Origin of the sequence: uncultured Sphingosinicella sp. (genome assembly GCF_963974575.1) — a bacterium.
In the GTDB taxonomy this organism is placed as follows: Bacteria; Pseudomonadota; Alphaproteobacteria; order Sphingomonadales; family Sphingomonadaceae; genus Sphingosinicella.
The window spans coordinates 83,266-98,396 of the sequence record NZ_CAXBBQ010000007.1; the positions used below are offsets into that span (position 1 = coordinate 83,266).

Annotated in this window: 18 protein-coding genes and 1 tRNA gene; 7 read left to right on the forward strand and 12 right to left on the reverse strand. The window is 66.9% G+C overall.

Going from position 1 to position 15,131, the window contains the following annotated elements; all coding sequences use genetic code 11:
* Positions 1-28 precede the first annotated feature (28 nt).
* From AAC014_RS13850 to AAC014_RS13865, 4 genes are read right to left on the reverse strand one after another with little or no spacing between them, the layout of a single operon-like run.
* Positions 29-394, reverse strand: coding sequence for a hypothetical protein (locus AAC014_RS13850; protein ID WP_339709787.1), 366 nt, complete (start codon positions 392-394; stop codon positions 29-31).
* Positions 394-714: a polyhydroxyalkanoic acid system family protein gene (locus tag AAC014_RS13855; protein ID WP_339709438.1), complete on the reverse strand. Its 321-nt coding sequence runs from the start codon at positions 712-714 to the stop codon at positions 394-396. Before AAC014_RS13855 ends, AAC014_RS13850 begins: the two co-directional genes overlap by 1 nt.
* A gap of 39 nt (positions 715-753) precedes the next feature.
* The gene (locus tag AAC014_RS13860; RefSeq protein WP_339709440.1) at positions 754-1,380 is read right to left on the reverse strand and encodes a methyltransferase domain-containing protein; all 627 of its coding nucleotides are present in this window, start codon (positions 1,378-1,380) and stop codon (positions 754-756) included.
* Positions 1,380-2,288 (reverse strand): hypothetical protein, encoded by a 909-nt coding sequence (locus AAC014_RS13865; RefSeq protein WP_339709442.1) that lies wholly within the window; start codon positions 2,286-2,288, stop codon positions 1,380-1,382. The genes AAC014_RS13860 and AAC014_RS13865 overlap by 1 nt, the downstream gene beginning before the upstream one ends.
* A 109-nt stretch (positions 2,289-2,397) precedes the next feature.
* On the opposite strand from AAC014_RS13865, the gene AAC014_RS13870 reads away from it, so the two are divergent.
* Both AAC014_RS13870 and AAC014_RS13875 read left to right on the forward strand, forming a co-directional pair.
* Complete coding sequence (locus tag AAC014_RS13870) at positions 2,398-3,015, forward strand: DUF2238 domain-containing protein (protein ID WP_339709444.1); 618 nt, start codon at positions 2,398-2,400, stop codon at positions 3,013-3,015.
* The gene (locus AAC014_RS13875; RefSeq protein WP_339709446.1) at positions 3,012-3,641 is read left to right on the forward strand and encodes a hypothetical protein; all 630 of its coding nucleotides are present in this window, start codon (positions 3,012-3,014) and stop codon (positions 3,639-3,641) included. The genes AAC014_RS13870 and AAC014_RS13875 overlap by 4 nt, the downstream gene beginning before the upstream one ends.
* A gap of 4 nt (positions 3,642-3,645) precedes the next feature.
* Here the strand turns inward: AAC014_RS13875 and AAC014_RS13880 are convergent, their stop codons facing one another.
* The 5 genes from AAC014_RS13880 to AAC014_RS13900 all read right to left on the reverse strand — a co-directional run bounded on the left by AAC014_RS13880 (position 3,646) and on the right by AAC014_RS13900 (position 7,934).
* Positions 3,646-4,350: a Crp/Fnr family transcriptional regulator gene (locus tag AAC014_RS13880; RefSeq protein ID WP_160119045.1), complete on the reverse strand. Its 705-nt coding sequence runs from the start codon at positions 4,348-4,350 to the stop codon at positions 3,646-3,648.
* 143 nt (positions 4,351-4,493) lie between these two features.
* The gene (locus tag AAC014_RS13885; RefSeq protein WP_339709448.1) at positions 4,494-5,366 is read right to left on the reverse strand and encodes a peptidylprolyl isomerase; all 873 of its coding nucleotides are present in this window, start codon (positions 5,364-5,366) and stop codon (positions 4,494-4,496) included.
* The gene (locus AAC014_RS13890) at positions 5,363-6,331 is read right to left on the reverse strand and encodes a DUF2891 domain-containing protein (protein ID WP_339709450.1); all 969 of its coding nucleotides are present in this window, start codon (positions 6,329-6,331) and stop codon (positions 5,363-5,365) included. The genes AAC014_RS13885 and AAC014_RS13890 overlap by 4 nt, the downstream gene beginning before the upstream one ends.
* Entirely contained in the window at positions 6,328-7,281 is a 954-nt protein-coding gene (locus AAC014_RS13895) for a DUF979 domain-containing protein (RefSeq protein WP_339709452.1), read from the reverse strand. The genes AAC014_RS13890 and AAC014_RS13895 overlap by 4 nt, the downstream gene beginning before the upstream one ends.
* Positions 7,278-7,934: a DUF969 domain-containing protein gene (locus AAC014_RS13900; RefSeq protein WP_339709454.1), complete on the reverse strand. Its 657-nt coding sequence runs from the start codon at positions 7,932-7,934 to the stop codon at positions 7,278-7,280. The genes AAC014_RS13895 and AAC014_RS13900 overlap by 4 nt, the downstream gene beginning before the upstream one ends.
* Before the next feature lie 84 nt (positions 7,935-8,018).
* On the opposite strand from AAC014_RS13900, the gene AAC014_RS13905 reads away from it, so the two are divergent.
* The 3 genes from AAC014_RS13905 to AAC014_RS13915 all read left to right on the forward strand — a co-directional run bounded on the left by AAC014_RS13905 (position 8,019) and on the right by AAC014_RS13915 (position 10,007).
* Positions 8,019-9,323 (forward strand): FAD-dependent oxidoreductase, encoded by a 1,305-nt coding sequence (locus AAC014_RS13905; protein ID WP_339709456.1) that lies wholly within the window; start codon positions 8,019-8,021, stop codon positions 9,321-9,323.
* 85 nt (positions 9,324-9,408) lie between these two features.
* Positions 9,409-9,485 (forward strand) — tRNA-Pro (locus tag AAC014_RS13910).
* A gap of 105 nt (positions 9,486-9,590) precedes the next feature.
* A complete protein-coding gene (locus AAC014_RS13915) occupies positions 9,591-10,007 on the forward strand; it encodes a DUF3830 family protein (protein ID WP_339709458.1) in 417 nt (138 codons plus the stop codon).
* A 113-nt stretch (positions 10,008-10,120) separates the two neighbouring features.
* On the opposite strand, the gene AAC014_RS13920 is transcribed toward AAC014_RS13915, so the two are convergent.
* On the reverse strand, positions 10,121-10,870 hold the full coding sequence (locus tag AAC014_RS13920) for a fibro-slime domain-containing protein (RefSeq protein WP_339709460.1): 750 nt from the start codon (positions 10,868-10,870) through the stop codon (positions 10,121-10,123).
* Positions 10,871-11,043: 173 nt separating this feature from the next.
* On the reverse strand, positions 11,044-11,652 hold the full coding sequence (locus AAC014_RS13925; RefSeq protein WP_121050736.1) for a glutathione S-transferase N-terminal domain-containing protein: 609 nt from the start codon (positions 11,650-11,652) through the stop codon (positions 11,044-11,046).
* 78 nt (positions 11,653-11,730) lie between these two features.
* On the opposite strand from AAC014_RS13925, the gene hisN reads away from it, so the two are divergent.
* Positions 11,731-12,501 (forward strand): histidinol-phosphatase, encoded by a 771-nt coding sequence (gene hisN / locus AAC014_RS13930; protein ID WP_339709463.1) that lies wholly within the window; start codon positions 11,731-11,733, stop codon positions 12,499-12,501.
* On the opposite strand, the gene AAC014_RS13935 is transcribed toward hisN, so the two are convergent.
* The gene (locus AAC014_RS13935) at positions 12,498-14,552 is read right to left on the reverse strand and encodes an AsmA family protein (protein WP_339709465.1); all 2,055 of its coding nucleotides are present in this window, start codon (positions 14,550-14,552) and stop codon (positions 12,498-12,500) included. The two genes, hisN and AAC014_RS13935, sit on opposite strands and share 4 nt — an antisense overlap.
* A gap of 20 nt (positions 14,553-14,572) precedes the next feature.
* Between AAC014_RS13935 and AAC014_RS13940 the strand changes: the two genes are divergently transcribed.
* The gene (locus tag AAC014_RS13940; RefSeq protein WP_339709467.1) at positions 14,573-15,130 is read left to right on the forward strand and encodes a methylated-DNA--[protein]-cysteine S-methyltransferase; all 558 of its coding nucleotides are present in this window, start codon (positions 14,573-14,575) and stop codon (positions 15,128-15,130) included.
* Position 15,131 lies beyond the last annotated feature (1 nt).

Genomic DNA, 15,131 nt, shown 5'->3' on the forward strand with positions numbered 1-15,131 from the left:
GCAAGCGATGTGCGATGGGGTTTCGACGCTAGTCGATGATATTGACTGCACGCAGCACTGTCTTCGCGGTGCCGACAAGGTCGATGCCCTTGGTGCAGCCGGTGAAGCCACCCGGCCCCACGGCAGAGCAGCTCATGATGCCGCCAGCATCAACCGCACGTCCGCGCAGTTTTTCCCGCTCCGCTGGAACATTCGCGGCGCGCGCGGCGCGGCTGCCGGGATCGGCATCACGAAACGGCACGCGATAGACGCTGCCGCGCCGCGCACACACGACGATCTCGCCGCGCGCGGCCGCTTCGCGGCACGGGCGTTCGGCGCGCGTGGCGTCGCGGTAGGTCGCCATCGGGTCGGGCGTTTCGGCGGCGGCCGCGAGAAGGAGCAGGGAGGCCAGCATCACGCGTCGGTCCGGCCATCGGTCAGAAGTTCGGTCGTGCGCTTGCGGAAGACGCCGGCGATCTTCTCGCCGAACATGCCGAGCAGGCCGGGGAGGGCAAGCTCGATGCTTACCCGGTCTTCGGCCACGTCGAGGTTCGCGGTCGTCACCTGCCCCAGCGCCGTCACCTCGATCACCAGCCGGTCGCCCTGCCATGTCTTGCCGATGCGTGAGGCGAACGGCATCGCGCGGTCAAGATCGCCGAGCCCCTTGTCCATGCGGCGGCGGGCCTCGTCCCGGCCGAGGCGGTGCGGAATGTCGAAGCGGACCGGCTGTGCCATGCGCCAAGTCTAGCGCACTGTCTTGATCGTGCAAGACAGTCAGGTGGTGCGGCGAATTCTGTAGACGCTCGCGGGCGGCAGATTGCGCCACACGCGGCCCGCAGGCTCGGCGATAAGGCCGAGCGCGGCGAGGCTGCCACGGCCCAGCGGCGCCCGGGGGCCGTAGGTGAACTGATAGAGCGCGCCGTCCTCCGCGAGCCGGGCGAAGATCGCCTCAAGGATGCGCCGCCTCAGCGCGGGCGGGAAGTTGAGCAGCGGCAGGCCGCTGACGGCGTCGGCATAGCGCCGGTCGGCAAGCGGGCCGCCGTCGCCAAGCACATCCTCCGCGCGGCCCTCCACGATTTCGACGTTCGGAAACCGCGCCCGCAGCAGCGCCGCGAACACCGGATCGGCCTCCACGGCGGTCAGCGCCTCGGCCGGCACCCCGCGTGCGATGAGCGCGGCGGTGAACACGCCGGTCCCTGCGCCGACCTCCAGCACTGCGCCGCGCGCCGGATCGATGCCCGAAACGATGCGCCGCGCGAGTGCGGGTCCGCTCGGCGCGACCGCGCCCACCATGCGGGCGTTGCGCAGGCGGCCCAGGAAGCGCAGCGCGTCTTCGGATTCGCTCTGTATCCGGCGCCGGGACCGGCGGATGCGTTCGACGACCGAAGGCTCGGAATCCATCAGAAGCCGCCGCCGACTTCGATCAGTTCGATCAATTCGCCCGCAGCGCCGCGTGTGCAGGCGGTGCGGCGCCCGGCATAGAGCGCTCCGTCCAGCGTCTCCGGGGGTGCGATCAGCGGCGCGCGGATTGCGTCGAGCGAACGCACGGCGAAGCTCACCATGGCGTTGCCCGGCGGCAGGTAGCCGAGCAGCTGCTTGCGCTCCGTCGTTCCGGGCGGGAACTGGTCGATCTCGCACACCGGCATCCGTCCCACGCTGATCACGGTCGCCTCGCTCTCCGTCTCGGGCGGAAGCCCGAAGGCGGTGTTGATGATGGGATAGGGTAGCCGGAATGTGCCGCCTTCCGAAAACCCCAATGCGTCGACATGAAAGCGCACGGCGGCGGCGCGGTCGGCGGCTGCGAGCATGGCGACCATGATGCGGTCGACATCGGCGACCGCGCGCGGGAACTCGAGGTCGCGGAGCGTGTCGGTCACGGCGTTGAAGAACAACACCTCGCCGGCACGTCCGGTCGCTTCGATCGGCGTCCACCCGTTGCCGTCCGGTGCGCGCTCGGGCGGGGTCAGGATGCGGATGCTGCTGCCGCGCAGCCGGTCGTGGAGCGAGGGCACGTCGCGGACGGTGAGTTCATAGCCGACCCAGCCGTAAGTTCGCATCGGCAGGTAAGCGAGCACGGCAGGCTGCTCGACGAGCCGGATGAAGGCGGTGTCCCCACCGCCGGGCGGGGCGAGCAGCGCCGTGCGCGCGCCGAGCGTCTTAATGGCGCCCCAGCCGTTCGCCAGCTCAATCGGCACCTTGCCCGTTTCGATACATTGATAGCCGAGAAGGTTCGTCCAGTCCGCAAGCGAACCCTGGAAATCGGGCACGGAAAGCGTGCCGCACTTGATGCGGCCGTGCGTATCGAACATGTCACCCCGACGTTTGCCGACCTGCTGCCGGCTTTTTTCTGCTTTTGACCCCTGCACGTTCCCGTGCAAGCTTTGTTTTTACAATCATCTGGCTTGATTCGCGCGCGGCATGAACGCTTGCCCCCAATATGGATTTTTTCGCGATTCGGTCCGCGCGCCGCTGGTCGCCGGTTTCGCTGTGTGGTGGGGCTGGCTTGCCGTCGCGCCGAGCTACCGGGAAGACTGGCTGCTCGAAAACCTGCTGGTCTTCGCGGGCGTGCCGATCTTCGTGTGGCTCGACCGCCGCGTCGGCTTCTCGCGCCTCTCGACGCTGGCGGTGTTCCTGTTCCTGGCCGCGCATGTTTACGGCGCGCACTACACCTATTCCGAAGCGCCCTTCGGCTTCTGGCTGAAAGAGGTCGGCGGCACCGTCCGCAATCCTTATGACCGGCTCGTGCATTTCCTGTTCGGGCTCTTGCTCGCTTTGCCGATGCGCGAAACGCTGGCGCGCTATGGTTCGGCGGGCCGGGGTTGGACGCACGTCTCGGCGTGGATCTGGATCGCGGCGCTTTCGACGTTCTACGAACTTCTGGAATGGGGAGCGATGCTCGTCGTCGCGCCTGATCTCGGCATCGCCTATCTCGGCACGCAGGGCGATGTCTTCGATGCGCACAAGGACAGCGCGCTCGCCATCGCGGGCGCCGCCGTCACGCTCGCCGCGCACTTTCTTTTCGGGAGACGGACATGAGAAGGCTTGCAGCCCTGCTGCTTCTAGCTGCCACGCCGGCGTTTGCAGGTGTGGAGGGCGTCTATCGGCTCGAAGGCGTTCGCGAGGCCGCATCGGGCCTTGAACTCACCGCGGACGGGCATTTCCGCTACGGCCTCACCTATGGCGCGCTTGATGAGGTGGGCGAGGGGCGCTGGGTCCGAGACGGCAACCGCATCCTGCTCACCACCGAGCCAGCATGGACCGCGCCGGTGTTCGAGGCGGTTTCGGCGGAGCGCAGCGCTGAGTTTCCGCTGCGCGTGCAGGTGACGGGCCCCGACGGTTCGCCGATGAGCTGGCCCGTGGACGTCATCCTGACGCTCGCGGAAGGCCACGAGGTTCAAGGCCACACGCAGTCTTACGGCTATATGCCGAGCCTCGGCGAAGGGATTCGCGTCACGTCGCTCCGGCTCGGGCTCGGCGTTTTCGATTTCCTGTCAGCGCCGTTTCCGGTCGATCTCGCGCGCGCCAACGATCTCACCTTCCGCCTCGTCCCGAACAGCCTCGGCCAGCCGCCGTTCAAGGGCCAGCCGCTCCTCATTGAAGGCGATGATCTCGTGATGCTGCGCGGCGGCGACCGCCTCACGTACCGCAAACAGTCCGAATAGCGGCCTATTCGCTGTCCATGATGGCCTTGAGCGCGGCCGGCTTCAGGATGCGGAGGCCGCGGCGGCCTTCGGTGGCGATAACGCCTGCGTCCTTCAGCTTGCCGAGTTCGCGGCTCACCGTCTCGATGGTGAGGCCGAGCACATCCGCCATCTCGGTACGGGTCAACGGCAGCTGGATCAGCTGGCCGACGCCGAGGTCCGCGCCGCAGCCCGTTTGCGCCATGCGCCGGTCGATATCGATGAGCAGCCCCGCGAGCCGCGCGCTCGCGCTCTTGCGGCCCAGGAACAGCAGCCAGCGGCGGCTGCGTTCCAGCTCGCTCAGCGTGCGTTCGAGCAGCTGACGCTCAAGCTGTATGTTCTCAGCCATCATGCGCTCGAACGGCGCGCGCGCGAAAATGCACACCTCGGCTTCGGTCAGCGCGGTGATGTCGTGGTCCACCGTGTCGGCATAAGGCCGTCCGATGAAGTCTGCCGGATAGAGCAGCCCCACGGTCTGCGCGTCGCCCGAAGGGGTGAGGGAGCTGAGCTTCAGCACGCCGCCCAGCACGTTCGCGCAGAGGATATTGTCGTCCCCCTCGAACTGCAGCGACTCGCCGGCGGCGAGCTTGCGCCTGCGCCCCAGGCGCGACATTTCGGTCAGGGCGTCATCGTCTAGCGTGCCGCAAAGCGACCTGTCGCGAACAACGCAATCCTCGCAAACTTTGGTCAACCGCCGCTCCATTTGACGGACTTGATTCTGGTCAATGTCCGCTTCCGATTACATCTTTAGCATTATTTGCTCGCAGACTTCCACCATTGCGGATCGCCTGCGACCGATTGACCGAACGGACATGTTATTCTCGTAGGGCTGGCTCAGGGCCGGGCGCGTGCCCGCTGCGGGACGCGCACATTGCAGATATCGATGAATCCCGCCTCGTGCACGAACCAGCCGTCGCGCGTGCGGTGCGCGCGGGCGTCCACATAGTCGCGGAACGATGCGCTGTCGGTGCGCATGATCTCGATGGGCAGGCGCTGGTCCGCAGGCACGTCGCTGCCCAGCCGGATGCGCGTGATCGGTACACGCTCGGCCGCCGTTTCATAAAAGCCGAGCGCCCCGGTGCCGCGTTTCAGGCTTGAAAGCGTCTCGGTGCCCGAAATCACACGGCCCGCGATCGTGACGTTGCGGTCGAGGTGGCGCGGTGCGTGGCCGATCACCACGTAAAGCTCGCTGCCGTTGCCGCTGTCCGCAGCCTCCGCGCGCCCGACGCCGAGCGCGCCGTAGCAGTGCGTCGCCCAGACCGCGCCGTCCTTCCGCGTCGCTGCGAAGCCGTTCACGAATCCGGGCTCTCCGAACCCGTCCGGGCCGGGAATCGGCGTGAAGGCTGTGCCCGCCGCCGGGATGCCGAATTCAGGTGCAAGCGTGGCAGGGATACCTTGTTTGCGCATCTTCGCGGGGTCTTCCGCATCTGGGTCACCCCACTGCACGACGTAGTTGTCCTGCACGCGGTTGATGCTGAGCCCGTCGAAGAAGCCCTCGCGTACCAGCGTGCGGATGTTGCGGACGGTGTTAGGCGCCAGCTCGGGCGCCAGCTCGAACACCACCGTGCTCTCGCCCACGTCCATATAGAGCGTGTTTTCAGGGACAAGCGGCCGCCATGCCTCCGGCGGCGCCGCATCGATCACCCCCTGCGACGAGAGCGGCGCGAAGCCCGCAAGCAGGCAGGCGAGGGGAATGAAAGCCTTCATGTTCGTCCTTCCGGGTGCAGGGCGAGCAGCGCGAAGCTGCACAGCCAGTGGGATCCCATATAGTCGTCCTCGATGTGCGGCAGGCTCACGGCGAGGTGCCGCGCAGCGGCATCGGCATCGCCGAGTTCGCGCCAGCCCCACGCGCGCGCGAAGTTGAAGCCGTCGAGGTGGACGAGCTTTCCGTCGCTGCGGTCGAGCACGGCGGCGGGGCGGCGCAGCGTCGCCGGTTCGCCCTTGCCAAGGCGCGGCAGGAAAGCCACGAGCCAGCGTTCAAACGCGTCGCCGGGGAGCACGCGCTTCATGCACATCACCTCCACCATCGTCGAAGAGAGGAATTCGTCTCCGCCCGGCTCCCACGCCGGGCAATCGCGATCCGCCCCGAAATAGGTCTCCGCCCGCTCACGGATCAGCGCCGCCATCGCCGCGTCGTGCGTGTTCGCCCAGTCCAGCGAAAGGATGAAGGCAAACGCCGTGTTCGCGTGCGCGCCGCTGCGGATGGGATAGAGCTGCTTCGGGAAATAGCTCTTGAAACGCGATGCGAATGCCTCGGCGAGCGGCGCCAGCGCCGCGCCCCAGCGCCTGTCCGCATGGCGCGCGGCCTCGCCGTGCAGCGCGAACAGCCACGCCCAGCCGTACGGCCGCTCGAAGCCCGCCGACGAAGGCCGCGCAAGATACGCGATCTCACCCGCGACGTTCGCCGCTGTCAGCACCGTGTCCGCCAGCGCGGCGATCTCGCGGCTCTCCGGCAGATCGGGGAACAGCCGCCGGATCGTCATCAGCAGCCACCAGCTGTGCACGCAGCTATGCCAGTCGTAGCTGCCGTAGAAGATCGGGTGCAGCGCGCGCGGCCCCAGCGCGTCGGCGGGGCCGTCCAGCACATGGTCCATCTTGTTCGGATACTCTTGCCCCACGTGGCCAAGCGCGATGCGCGCGAAGCGGGCGGCGAGAGGAGGGTCAAGTTTCATCGGAACGCGAACACATAGATGATGACGAGGTTCACTGCGAGCAGCGGCAGCGCCGTCGCGATCTGCGCGCGGATCACGCCGTTCCGGTTTTTGAGTTCCAGAAGCGCGGCAGGCACGATGTTGAAGTTCGCCGCCATCGGCGTCATCAGCGTGCCGCAGAACCCCGCGAGCATCCCCACCGCGCCGATCACCGCGGGGTTGCCGCCCATGCCGTGGATCAGCACCGGCACGCCGATCGCCGCCGCCATCACGGGGAAGGCGGCGAAGGCATTGCCCATGATCATCGTGAACCCCGCCATGCCGAGCGTGAACACCACGATCGCTGCAAACCGGCTGCCGTCCGGGATCAGCGCGCCCGCGATATCGCCCACCACCTCGCCGACGCCCGACAGCGCGAACACGGCGCCGAGCGCCGCAAGCATCTGCGGCAGCACCGCCGCCCAGCCCACCGAATCGATCAGGCGCCGTCCTTCCTCCAGCGGCGCGCGCAGCGGCGGCCTCAGCCAGAGTATCGACACGGCAAGCGCGAGCACGACGCCGATGCCGAGCGACAGCAGCGTCACCTGCTTCGGGTCGAACAGCGGTTCGCCGCCCACGCTGATCGCCTTGAACGCCGCGGTGCCGACGAGCGCCGTGACCGGAATGACGAGCGCAGGAAGGAACAGCCGGTTGCCGAGCCGTGCCGAAAGCGCTGTCCGCTCTTCCGGGCTCGTCGTCTTCGCCGAACCGATGCCGAGCGCGCCCGCACCCGCGAGCGCGACGAGGCCGAGCACCAGGACGCCGTTGCCGAGATCGCCGATCCGGTCGCCTGCAAGGAAGCTGAGCGACAGCAGGCCCCAGAACGCCGCGTTCCCCAGCCGCCTGGCATTGCTGCGGTCGCGGAGGCTGCCGAGCGCGAACGCGCCGAACACAAGTCCGGCGAACGTATAGAGTGCAGGAAGTCCGATCATCGTGCGCCCAGCCGCCGGTCGAGCAGCATCAGCCGCGCGCCGTGGATGAGGAGCGCCGCGATCGCGGTCGGGATCGCCCACACCGAAAGTTCGAGCGGCGTGAGGATGATGCCATAGGTTTCGAACGTGCCCTTGATGAGCAGGATCGAGGCGATCGCGATGAAGATGTCCTCGCCGAAGAAGAGCCCGACATTGTCGGTCGCCGCCGCCATCGCCTTTACCTCTTCGCGCGTCTCTTCATCGCCCCCGCCCTGCGCTTCGGCCGCCGCCTCCGCCATCGGCGCGACGAGCGGCCGCACGGTCTGCGCGTGCCCGGCGATCGAGGTGAGGCCGAGCGCGGCGGCGATCTGGCGAATGATCAGATAGATGATCAGCAGGCGGCCCACGGTCGCGCCCTTCAGGCCCGCGATCACTGTCCGCGCGCGCTGCTGCAGTCCGTAGCGCTCAAGCAGCCCGATCACCGGCAGCACGATCCACACGACGCTCACATAGCGATTGTCGTTGAACGCCTTGCCGAACGCGGAAACCACCGCGACCGGATCGAGCCCGGCGGCGATGCCCGTCGCGAGCGCCGCGATCGTCACGACGAGCAGCGGATTGAGCCGGGCCATGAAGCCGAGCACGATGATGGCGATTCCAGACAGAACGAGCACGACGCAAGACCCCCACTCAAAGCGTCTTTACATCGTGCCTTGCGAGTTTAGCATCGGAAAAAACGACCTGTGGGGAAGAGTTTAATGGCGCTTCATCTCGCGATCGTCGGTTCGGGTCCGGCGGGTTACTACACAGCGGAAGCCGCCCAGAAGCTGAACGGCGGCGATGTGCGCATCGACATCATCGACCGGCTGCCCACGCCCTTCGGCCTCATCCGGGCGGGCGTCGCGCCCGATCACCAGTCGATCAAGGCGGTGTCGCGCCGCTACGAGAAGACGGCGCTGTCCGACAATGTCCGCTTCGTCGGCAATGTGCCGGTGGGCGATGGCGGCATCTCCGTCGATGAACTCCTCGGGCTCTACGATGCTGTGGTGCTGGCGACCGGCGCGCCGACCGATCGCCCGCTCGGCATCCCGGGCGAGGATCTGCCGGGCGTGCTCGGCTCTGCCGCATTCGTCGGCTGGTACAACGGGCACCCCGATTTCGTGGATCTCGCGCCGCCGCTCGAAAGCGAGGCGGTCGTCGTCATCGGCAACGGCAATGTCGCGATCGATTGCGCGCGCATTCTTGCGAAGCTGCCGGAGGAATTCGAAGGCGCGGACATCGTCCAGCACGCCGTCGATGCGCTCGGCACGTCGCAGGTTAAGCTGATCCGCATCGTCGGCCGCCGCGGCCCGCATCAGGTGAGCTTCACGCCCAAGGAGATCGGCGAGATGGGCGAGCTTGCCCGTGCCTCCCCGGTCGTCGATCCGGCGGCATTCCCGCCCGTCGAGGAAGACGAAGCGCTGGAACCCGGCCTCCGCAAAGTAGTCGCCACCCTGCGCGCCTTCGCCGCCACCGCCCCGGACCCGGACAAGCCCGTCCGCGTCTACTTCGACTACTTCCTCCGTCCGGTCGAGGTGCTGGGCGAAGGCAGGGTGGAAGCGCTCCGCCTCGAACGCACCCGCCTCGTCGAAGGCCGCGCCGAAGGCACCGGAGAGATGATCGACATCTCCTGCGGCATGGTGGTCAGCTGCATCGGCTACCGCACGCTTCCGATCTCGGGCGTGCCCTATGATGATCGCGGCGGCCGCTTCGTGAACGACGAAGGCCGCATATCGCCCGGCCTCTACTGCGTCGGCTGGGCGCGGCGCGGGCCGACGGGCACGATCGGCACGAACCGGCCCGATGGCTACGCCATCGCCGACCTGATCGCGGCGGAGGTGACGGCCTCGGACAAGATCGGCCGCGCGGGCCTCGATGCGCTCGCTGCCAAAAAGGGCATCGACGTCGTCACGTTCCGGGATTGGCAGAAGATCGACGCCGCCGAGGTGGCGCGGGCGCGCGGCGGCGCCCCGCGTGAGAAATTCGTGGCAGTGGACGATATGATGTCGGCGGCACGAAGCTGAGGCTTGCGGGGGGCAAACCTCGTCGCTATAAGCCGCCGTCCGCTGTCCCGAGGGCTTCCGCCCACAGCGGTCATCGTTTGCGCGTCGGGGAGTAGCTCAGCCTGGTAGAGCACTGTCTTCGGGAGGCAGGGGCCGGAGGTTCGAATCCTCTCTCCCCGACCACGCGCAGTCCATCAGATCAGACGGAATTGTTGCCTGGTTGCAATCCTTGGAGCAGCCGGTAGCGTCCGCGCGCCGCTCGTGGTCCGGCAGGTTGGGAGAGTACGCATGGCCGATATCCGCATCACCGCCGGCGACCTCGTCTTTCTCGCCCGTCTCGAACACGAACGCGCGCCGGAGACATGCCGGTACTTCCTCTCCCTGCTGCCGTACAAAACGCAGTTCGTGCATGTCCGCTGGAGCGGTGAAGGCTGCTGGGTGCCGCTCGGCGAAGCATCCGTTCCCTTCACCTTCGAGAACGCGACCAGCTATCCGGCGCCCGGTCAGATGATCTTCTATCCGGGTGGTTACAGCGAGACGGAGATCCTGCTGGCCTATGGTGCGGTGTGTTTCGCCAGCAAGCTCGGCCAACTTGCGGGCAATCATTTCCTCAGCATCGTCGAAGGGCTCGACCAGTTGCCCACGCTCGGCAAGCGCGCGCTCTGGCAAGGCGCGCAGGATGTTTTGATCGAGAGCCTCGCCTGAACGCTCAGCCGCCGCGCGGCATCCCGTTACGCGCCCGTCCGGCTTATCTCGCCAACGAAAAAGGGCGACCCCTGAAAGGGTCGCCCTGATGTTCGCCCGTCTGGCGCCGAGTATCAGCGGCGGCGGCGCAACGCTCCGATGCCGACGAGGCCGAGGCCGAGCAGGCCGAGCATTCCCGGTTCCGGAACGGCGGTGTCCTCAAGCAGGATCGTCGTGTCGACGCGGAAGTTCGATTCCGACGTGTGGCGTTCCGCAAAGAACAGCTTGAAAGCATAGTCTTCGCCCACCGTCAGGCCGAGCGAGTCGAGGCTGCAGGAGCCCGACGCCGCGCCGTGCACGCCGCCAAGGTCCATGCAGAGCTGGCCATCGATATAGACCCAGAGGTCGTCGTCGCCCGTGAAGTTGAACACTTCGCCGCCTTGGTAGGTGAAGCTCGTCTCAAGCTCGAGCGTGAAGTGGTAGTTGTGGGGACGGCCTTCGGTGTCAGTCGCGACGCCGTCGATCGGGAAGAAGGACGAGTTGGCGTAGCTGAAGATGCCCGAGCCCGGCGCTGTTTCATTGAGCGTCAGGTTGAGCGTGTAGGCCGTGTTCGTACCCGGCACATCCTTGTACCACTGGTCGAACGACGCTGCGCTCGAAATGGCCCCGGCACCGGGCGCGCCGATGAAGTCCGGATTGCCTTCGGCGTTGAGTGTGCTGCTGACGAGTCCGGGAACGAGGCCGCTGATGCCGTCCTCGAAGTCCGGATGCGCGGCCGAGAAGTCGCGCACCGTCGCCGAAAGCGAGATCGAAGCAGCGTCAGCCGGCATACTGGCGAGAAGTGCGACGGCCGTTGCGGCGCTGCCCAGAATGCGAATGTTCATGTCATCCTCCACTGTCCGGGCGCTTTTCATCCTCCGGCGCCCCGTTGAGGCTCCTTAAGCAACGCCTGTGCCAGTCGAGAGGAATCCACGGGAATCCGAGCGAGTCCCCTCGGTGCTTTCGAAAGCAAGTTTTCAGTATGTAAATTATACCGGCACCAGAACGATGCCGGGGCTCAGCCTTGCGGGAACTGCGTTTCCACCATCGACGAGCGCGAAGCCCATTCGTCGTGGAGCTTGGTAAGCTCGGGCCGCGTCCGCTTCCAGTCGAGCACGGGATGCCGGAAATCGATATACTCGAGCGCGATCACCGAGAGCATTTCGGCGTAGCGGCGATAGCTGGGCGCGGCATCCAGCATGGCGGGGAGCGCGTCGAGCGCGCGCTCGATCTTCCCGCGCCAGCGTCCCTGCCAGAAGATGGAGCGCTCGCCCGGCTGCCGCTGTGTTTCCATGCGCCAGGCGACGGCGGCGTCGAGGATGGCGTCGATGTGCGCGGCGAGCGTCATCGCGGCCCAGCGCTTCGGATCGCCCGGCGCCGGGTAAAGGTCGCCCGGATCCTTGAGGCTTGCGAGATAGGCGAGGATGACACGGCTGTCGTGCACTGACGTTCCGTCGTCGGTGATCAGCGCCGGTATCTTCGAAACAGGGTTCACGGAGACCAGCTCGTCCGGATCCTCCAGCGGATTCACCGGCACCTCGTCGACGGCGTCCTCAAGGTCGAGTTCGCGAACGAACACACGCACCTTGCGCGCATAGGGCGAGGTGTAGGACATGTAGAGCTTCATGCATGATTCCCTGAAAAATTTCGCGCACGCTAGCGGTGCGGCGCCGGCAAGGAAAGTCGAACCATTGCGGGGTGCGCCATGAGTCGCGCCGATGATCTCGCCTTCGCGCACCGGCTCGCCGACGCTGCGGGCGAAGCGATCCGGCCGTGGTTCCGTGCGCGTGTCGAGGTGGAGACGAAAGGCGATGCTTCACCCGTCACCGTCGCGGACCGCGCCGCCGAAACCGCGATGCGCGCGCTTATCGAGGCGGAGCGCCCAGCGGAGGGCATCGTCGGCGAGGAATTCGGCATCTCCAATCCCGGCGCCTCCCGCGTATGGGTGCTCGATCCCATCGACGGCACGCGCAGCTTCATCGCCGGGCGCCCGATTTTCGGTACGCTTATCGCGCTCCTCGAAGAGGGCCGCCCCGTGCTCGGCATCATCGATCAGCCGATCGGGCGGGACCGCTGGACGGGTGCCGAGGGCGAGGCGACGACATTGAACGGCGAGAACGTTACCACGCGCCGCTGTCCAGCGCTGTCGATGGCGCTCATCGCATCCACCGGCCCGCAGTATTTTCACGCGCCCGAACGCACGCTGTTCGAAGCGCTCGCCGCCGCGGCGGGCCAGCTCGTCTACGGCGGGGATTGCTACAACTACGGCCTCGTCGCGGCGGGCCATATCGACATCGTCGTCGAGGCGAACCTCAAGCTCCATGATTTCGCCGCGCTCGCCCCCATCGTCATCGGCGCGGGCGGCTCGATGACGGATTGGGAAGGCAAGCCCCTCGACCAGAACAGCAAGGGCAGCGTCATCGCGCTCGGCGACGCCTCGCTGCTCCCTGAAGTCTCGCGTCGCCTCCTGTCCTAGCCGTCGGACTTCTTCTTTTCGGCGGCCTTGTCCGCCGCCCGTACTGCCGCGCCGCTCGCCCCCGCGAGCACCGGCGCGCAGTTCGTGTCCTCCTCGTCGCCGAGATCGATGAAGGCGATCAGCACGGCCAGCGGCGAGATCAGCGCGCCCAGCACGCCGCCCGCCACGGCCCGGCCGGCCAGCTCGCCGGAGATCGGGTCCACCGTCGGCGCCGCGAACCAGCCGCCGACACCGATCGGCGACTGGCCGGAGAACAAGCTTGGGTTCTTCGCGTCGGCCTCCACCGCTAGGTCGAGGCTTTCATCCTTGAAGCTGATGGTGCCCCCGCCCCGGATTACGTTCTTGCGCGTGTCGATAAAGATGGGGTCGGCGCGGCCGATGCCGTCTTTCACTGTGAAGGCGATCAGCCCGCACCGGATGCGTGCCGGCTCCTTCAGCTTGTCGCCGAGCGCGGCCTCCACGAAGTCGCCGATGTCGAGCTCAAGAAGCTCGGCGTTGCGGATCCAGAAATCGCCCTGCGGCAAGATCACGGCGATGCGCCCGTTCGCAGAGCCCAGCGATTCGCGCACGTCGTTGCCGTACCCCGTGAGCTTCAGCCGGCCTTTCAGAACGCCCTTCGTCCCGGTGCCGTCTATATCGAAGCCGCTTAACAGTTCAGAGATGCGCACCGGGCTCAGGTTCACGTCATAGTGCGTCACCACGGGCGTGCGCCGGGCATTCAGATCGATGTTCCCGGTCAGCGTGCCGCCCGCGAAATCGAAGCGCACGGGCTTCAGCGTCAGCAGCCGGTTATCGAGCCCCAGCGTCACCTGCAGGTTCTGAAGCGGGATCGTGCCGGTGCGAACCGCGGCGGCACGATAGGCGATCCGCGCATCGAACCGGCTCAGCCCTTCGGCGTTCAGCGGCGCGTTCGGCAGCACGCGCGGCCGCCCGCCTTCGCTGGTGATCGCGCCTTTGCCGCCCATGCGCTCCAGCCGTTCGGGCGGTATGCCGATCCACGGCCCGGCATCCAAAATGTCGAGCGCGCGGCTGGCGAGGTCCGCCGCGATGAACAGGCGCTCGCCACCGGTGCGCACGGTCATGCTGCCGGAAAGATCGCTGTCGCCGAACGTCCCGGCGATCTTGGTCATGCGCCATTCGTTTCCCACCGGGCGAAGTTCGCCGCCAAGGTCGAAGCGCCGGGTTTCGGGCACGGCGACGCCGAGCAGCAGAAAGGGTGTCGCCAGGTTTCCGCCCTCGGCATGGAGATTCAGCAGCGCGCCGTCGAGTTCGGTAACGCCGGGCAGGGTTCCGGCCACATCGATGCGACTGTCGCCGACTTCGATGCGGGCCGTCATGTCGTTTCTGCCCCCGGCTGCGGTTGCATCTGGGCTTTCCAGGCGGCCGCTCACGCGGAAAGGTTCGCGCATGGAGGTGCCGCGCCCCTGAAAGCCGATCGATTGGCCGAAGCGGTTGGAGCGCGCGGAAATGGGCGCGAAGCTGAGATCGGCGAAAAGCTGGCGCGGTGGATCGCGGTAGGCGAGCGAGGTGCCCGCGATCGCCGCCTCGCGGATTTTCGGCAGCCGGAAGGGCTCGCCGCGTGCCTCGCCGAAGGTCCAGCTGTTGTGAACGCCCGCCTCGTCCCACTCCAAGGCGAAATGCGTATCTTTCAGCGTCGCGCGCCGGAACAGAATATCGCCGAAGATCAGGCGCAGAATGTCGATGCGAAGATCGATCAGGTCCGAATCGATGAACTTCTCGCCTTCGGCCCACGCGGGGTTGGCGACGACGAGCTTTTCGGCGCGAAATTTGATGTGCGGGTTCGAATACAGCTGGAAATCGCCGCCGACGCTCACCTCCCGGCCTACGATATTGGTCGCGATCCGCTCGAAGGGCCGCTCAAGAAAGCGTCCCTTGGTGATAAACAGGATCAGCCACAGCAGGAAAAGCACGCCCACCACCCAAAGCAAGGCTTTGAGCGCAAGCTTCGCTGGGTTCGGCAACCGATCCCAGGTGTCGCGGCCGGATTGGCCCCATTCCCGACCCCATTCGCGGATGGACGGCGTCTGCATGGGGGGATTAACGTGCGGCGATGCTTCAGCGTTCCCCCAAACACACGCTCGCCGCCGCGCGAATCGGTACGCCCACCGGCGACATGCTCTGTGTCTGGGGTGCGGACGACCGCGTTCGGGCGCTCGAATGGGCCGACAAGGACGACCGATTCCATACGCTTCTCGCGCGGTATCAAGGGCCGGATACCGCGCTCGAAATGCAGGAAGCGGCGCCCGCGACTGTTTCCCGTGCGCTTGCAGCTTATTTTGAAGGCGATTTCGCCGCGACGGCGGCGATCGAGGTCGATCCCGGCGGCACTGCGTTCCAGAAAGAGGCGTGGGCGGCGCTGCGGCGCATCCCGCCCGGCGAGACGCGGACCTATGCGGAGCAGGCGGCCATCATCGGTCGCCCCGCCGCCGTTCGCGCCGTGGGCGCGGCGAACGGTGCAAATCCCGTGGCCATCATCGTGCCCTGCCACCGCGTGATCGGTGCGGACGGTTCGCTCACCGGCTTCGGCGGCGGCATCGAACGCAAGCGCTGGCTGCTCGCGCACGAGCGCGCGCCCGTCGCTGCGGTCCAGCCGGGGCTTTTCGGCTAGT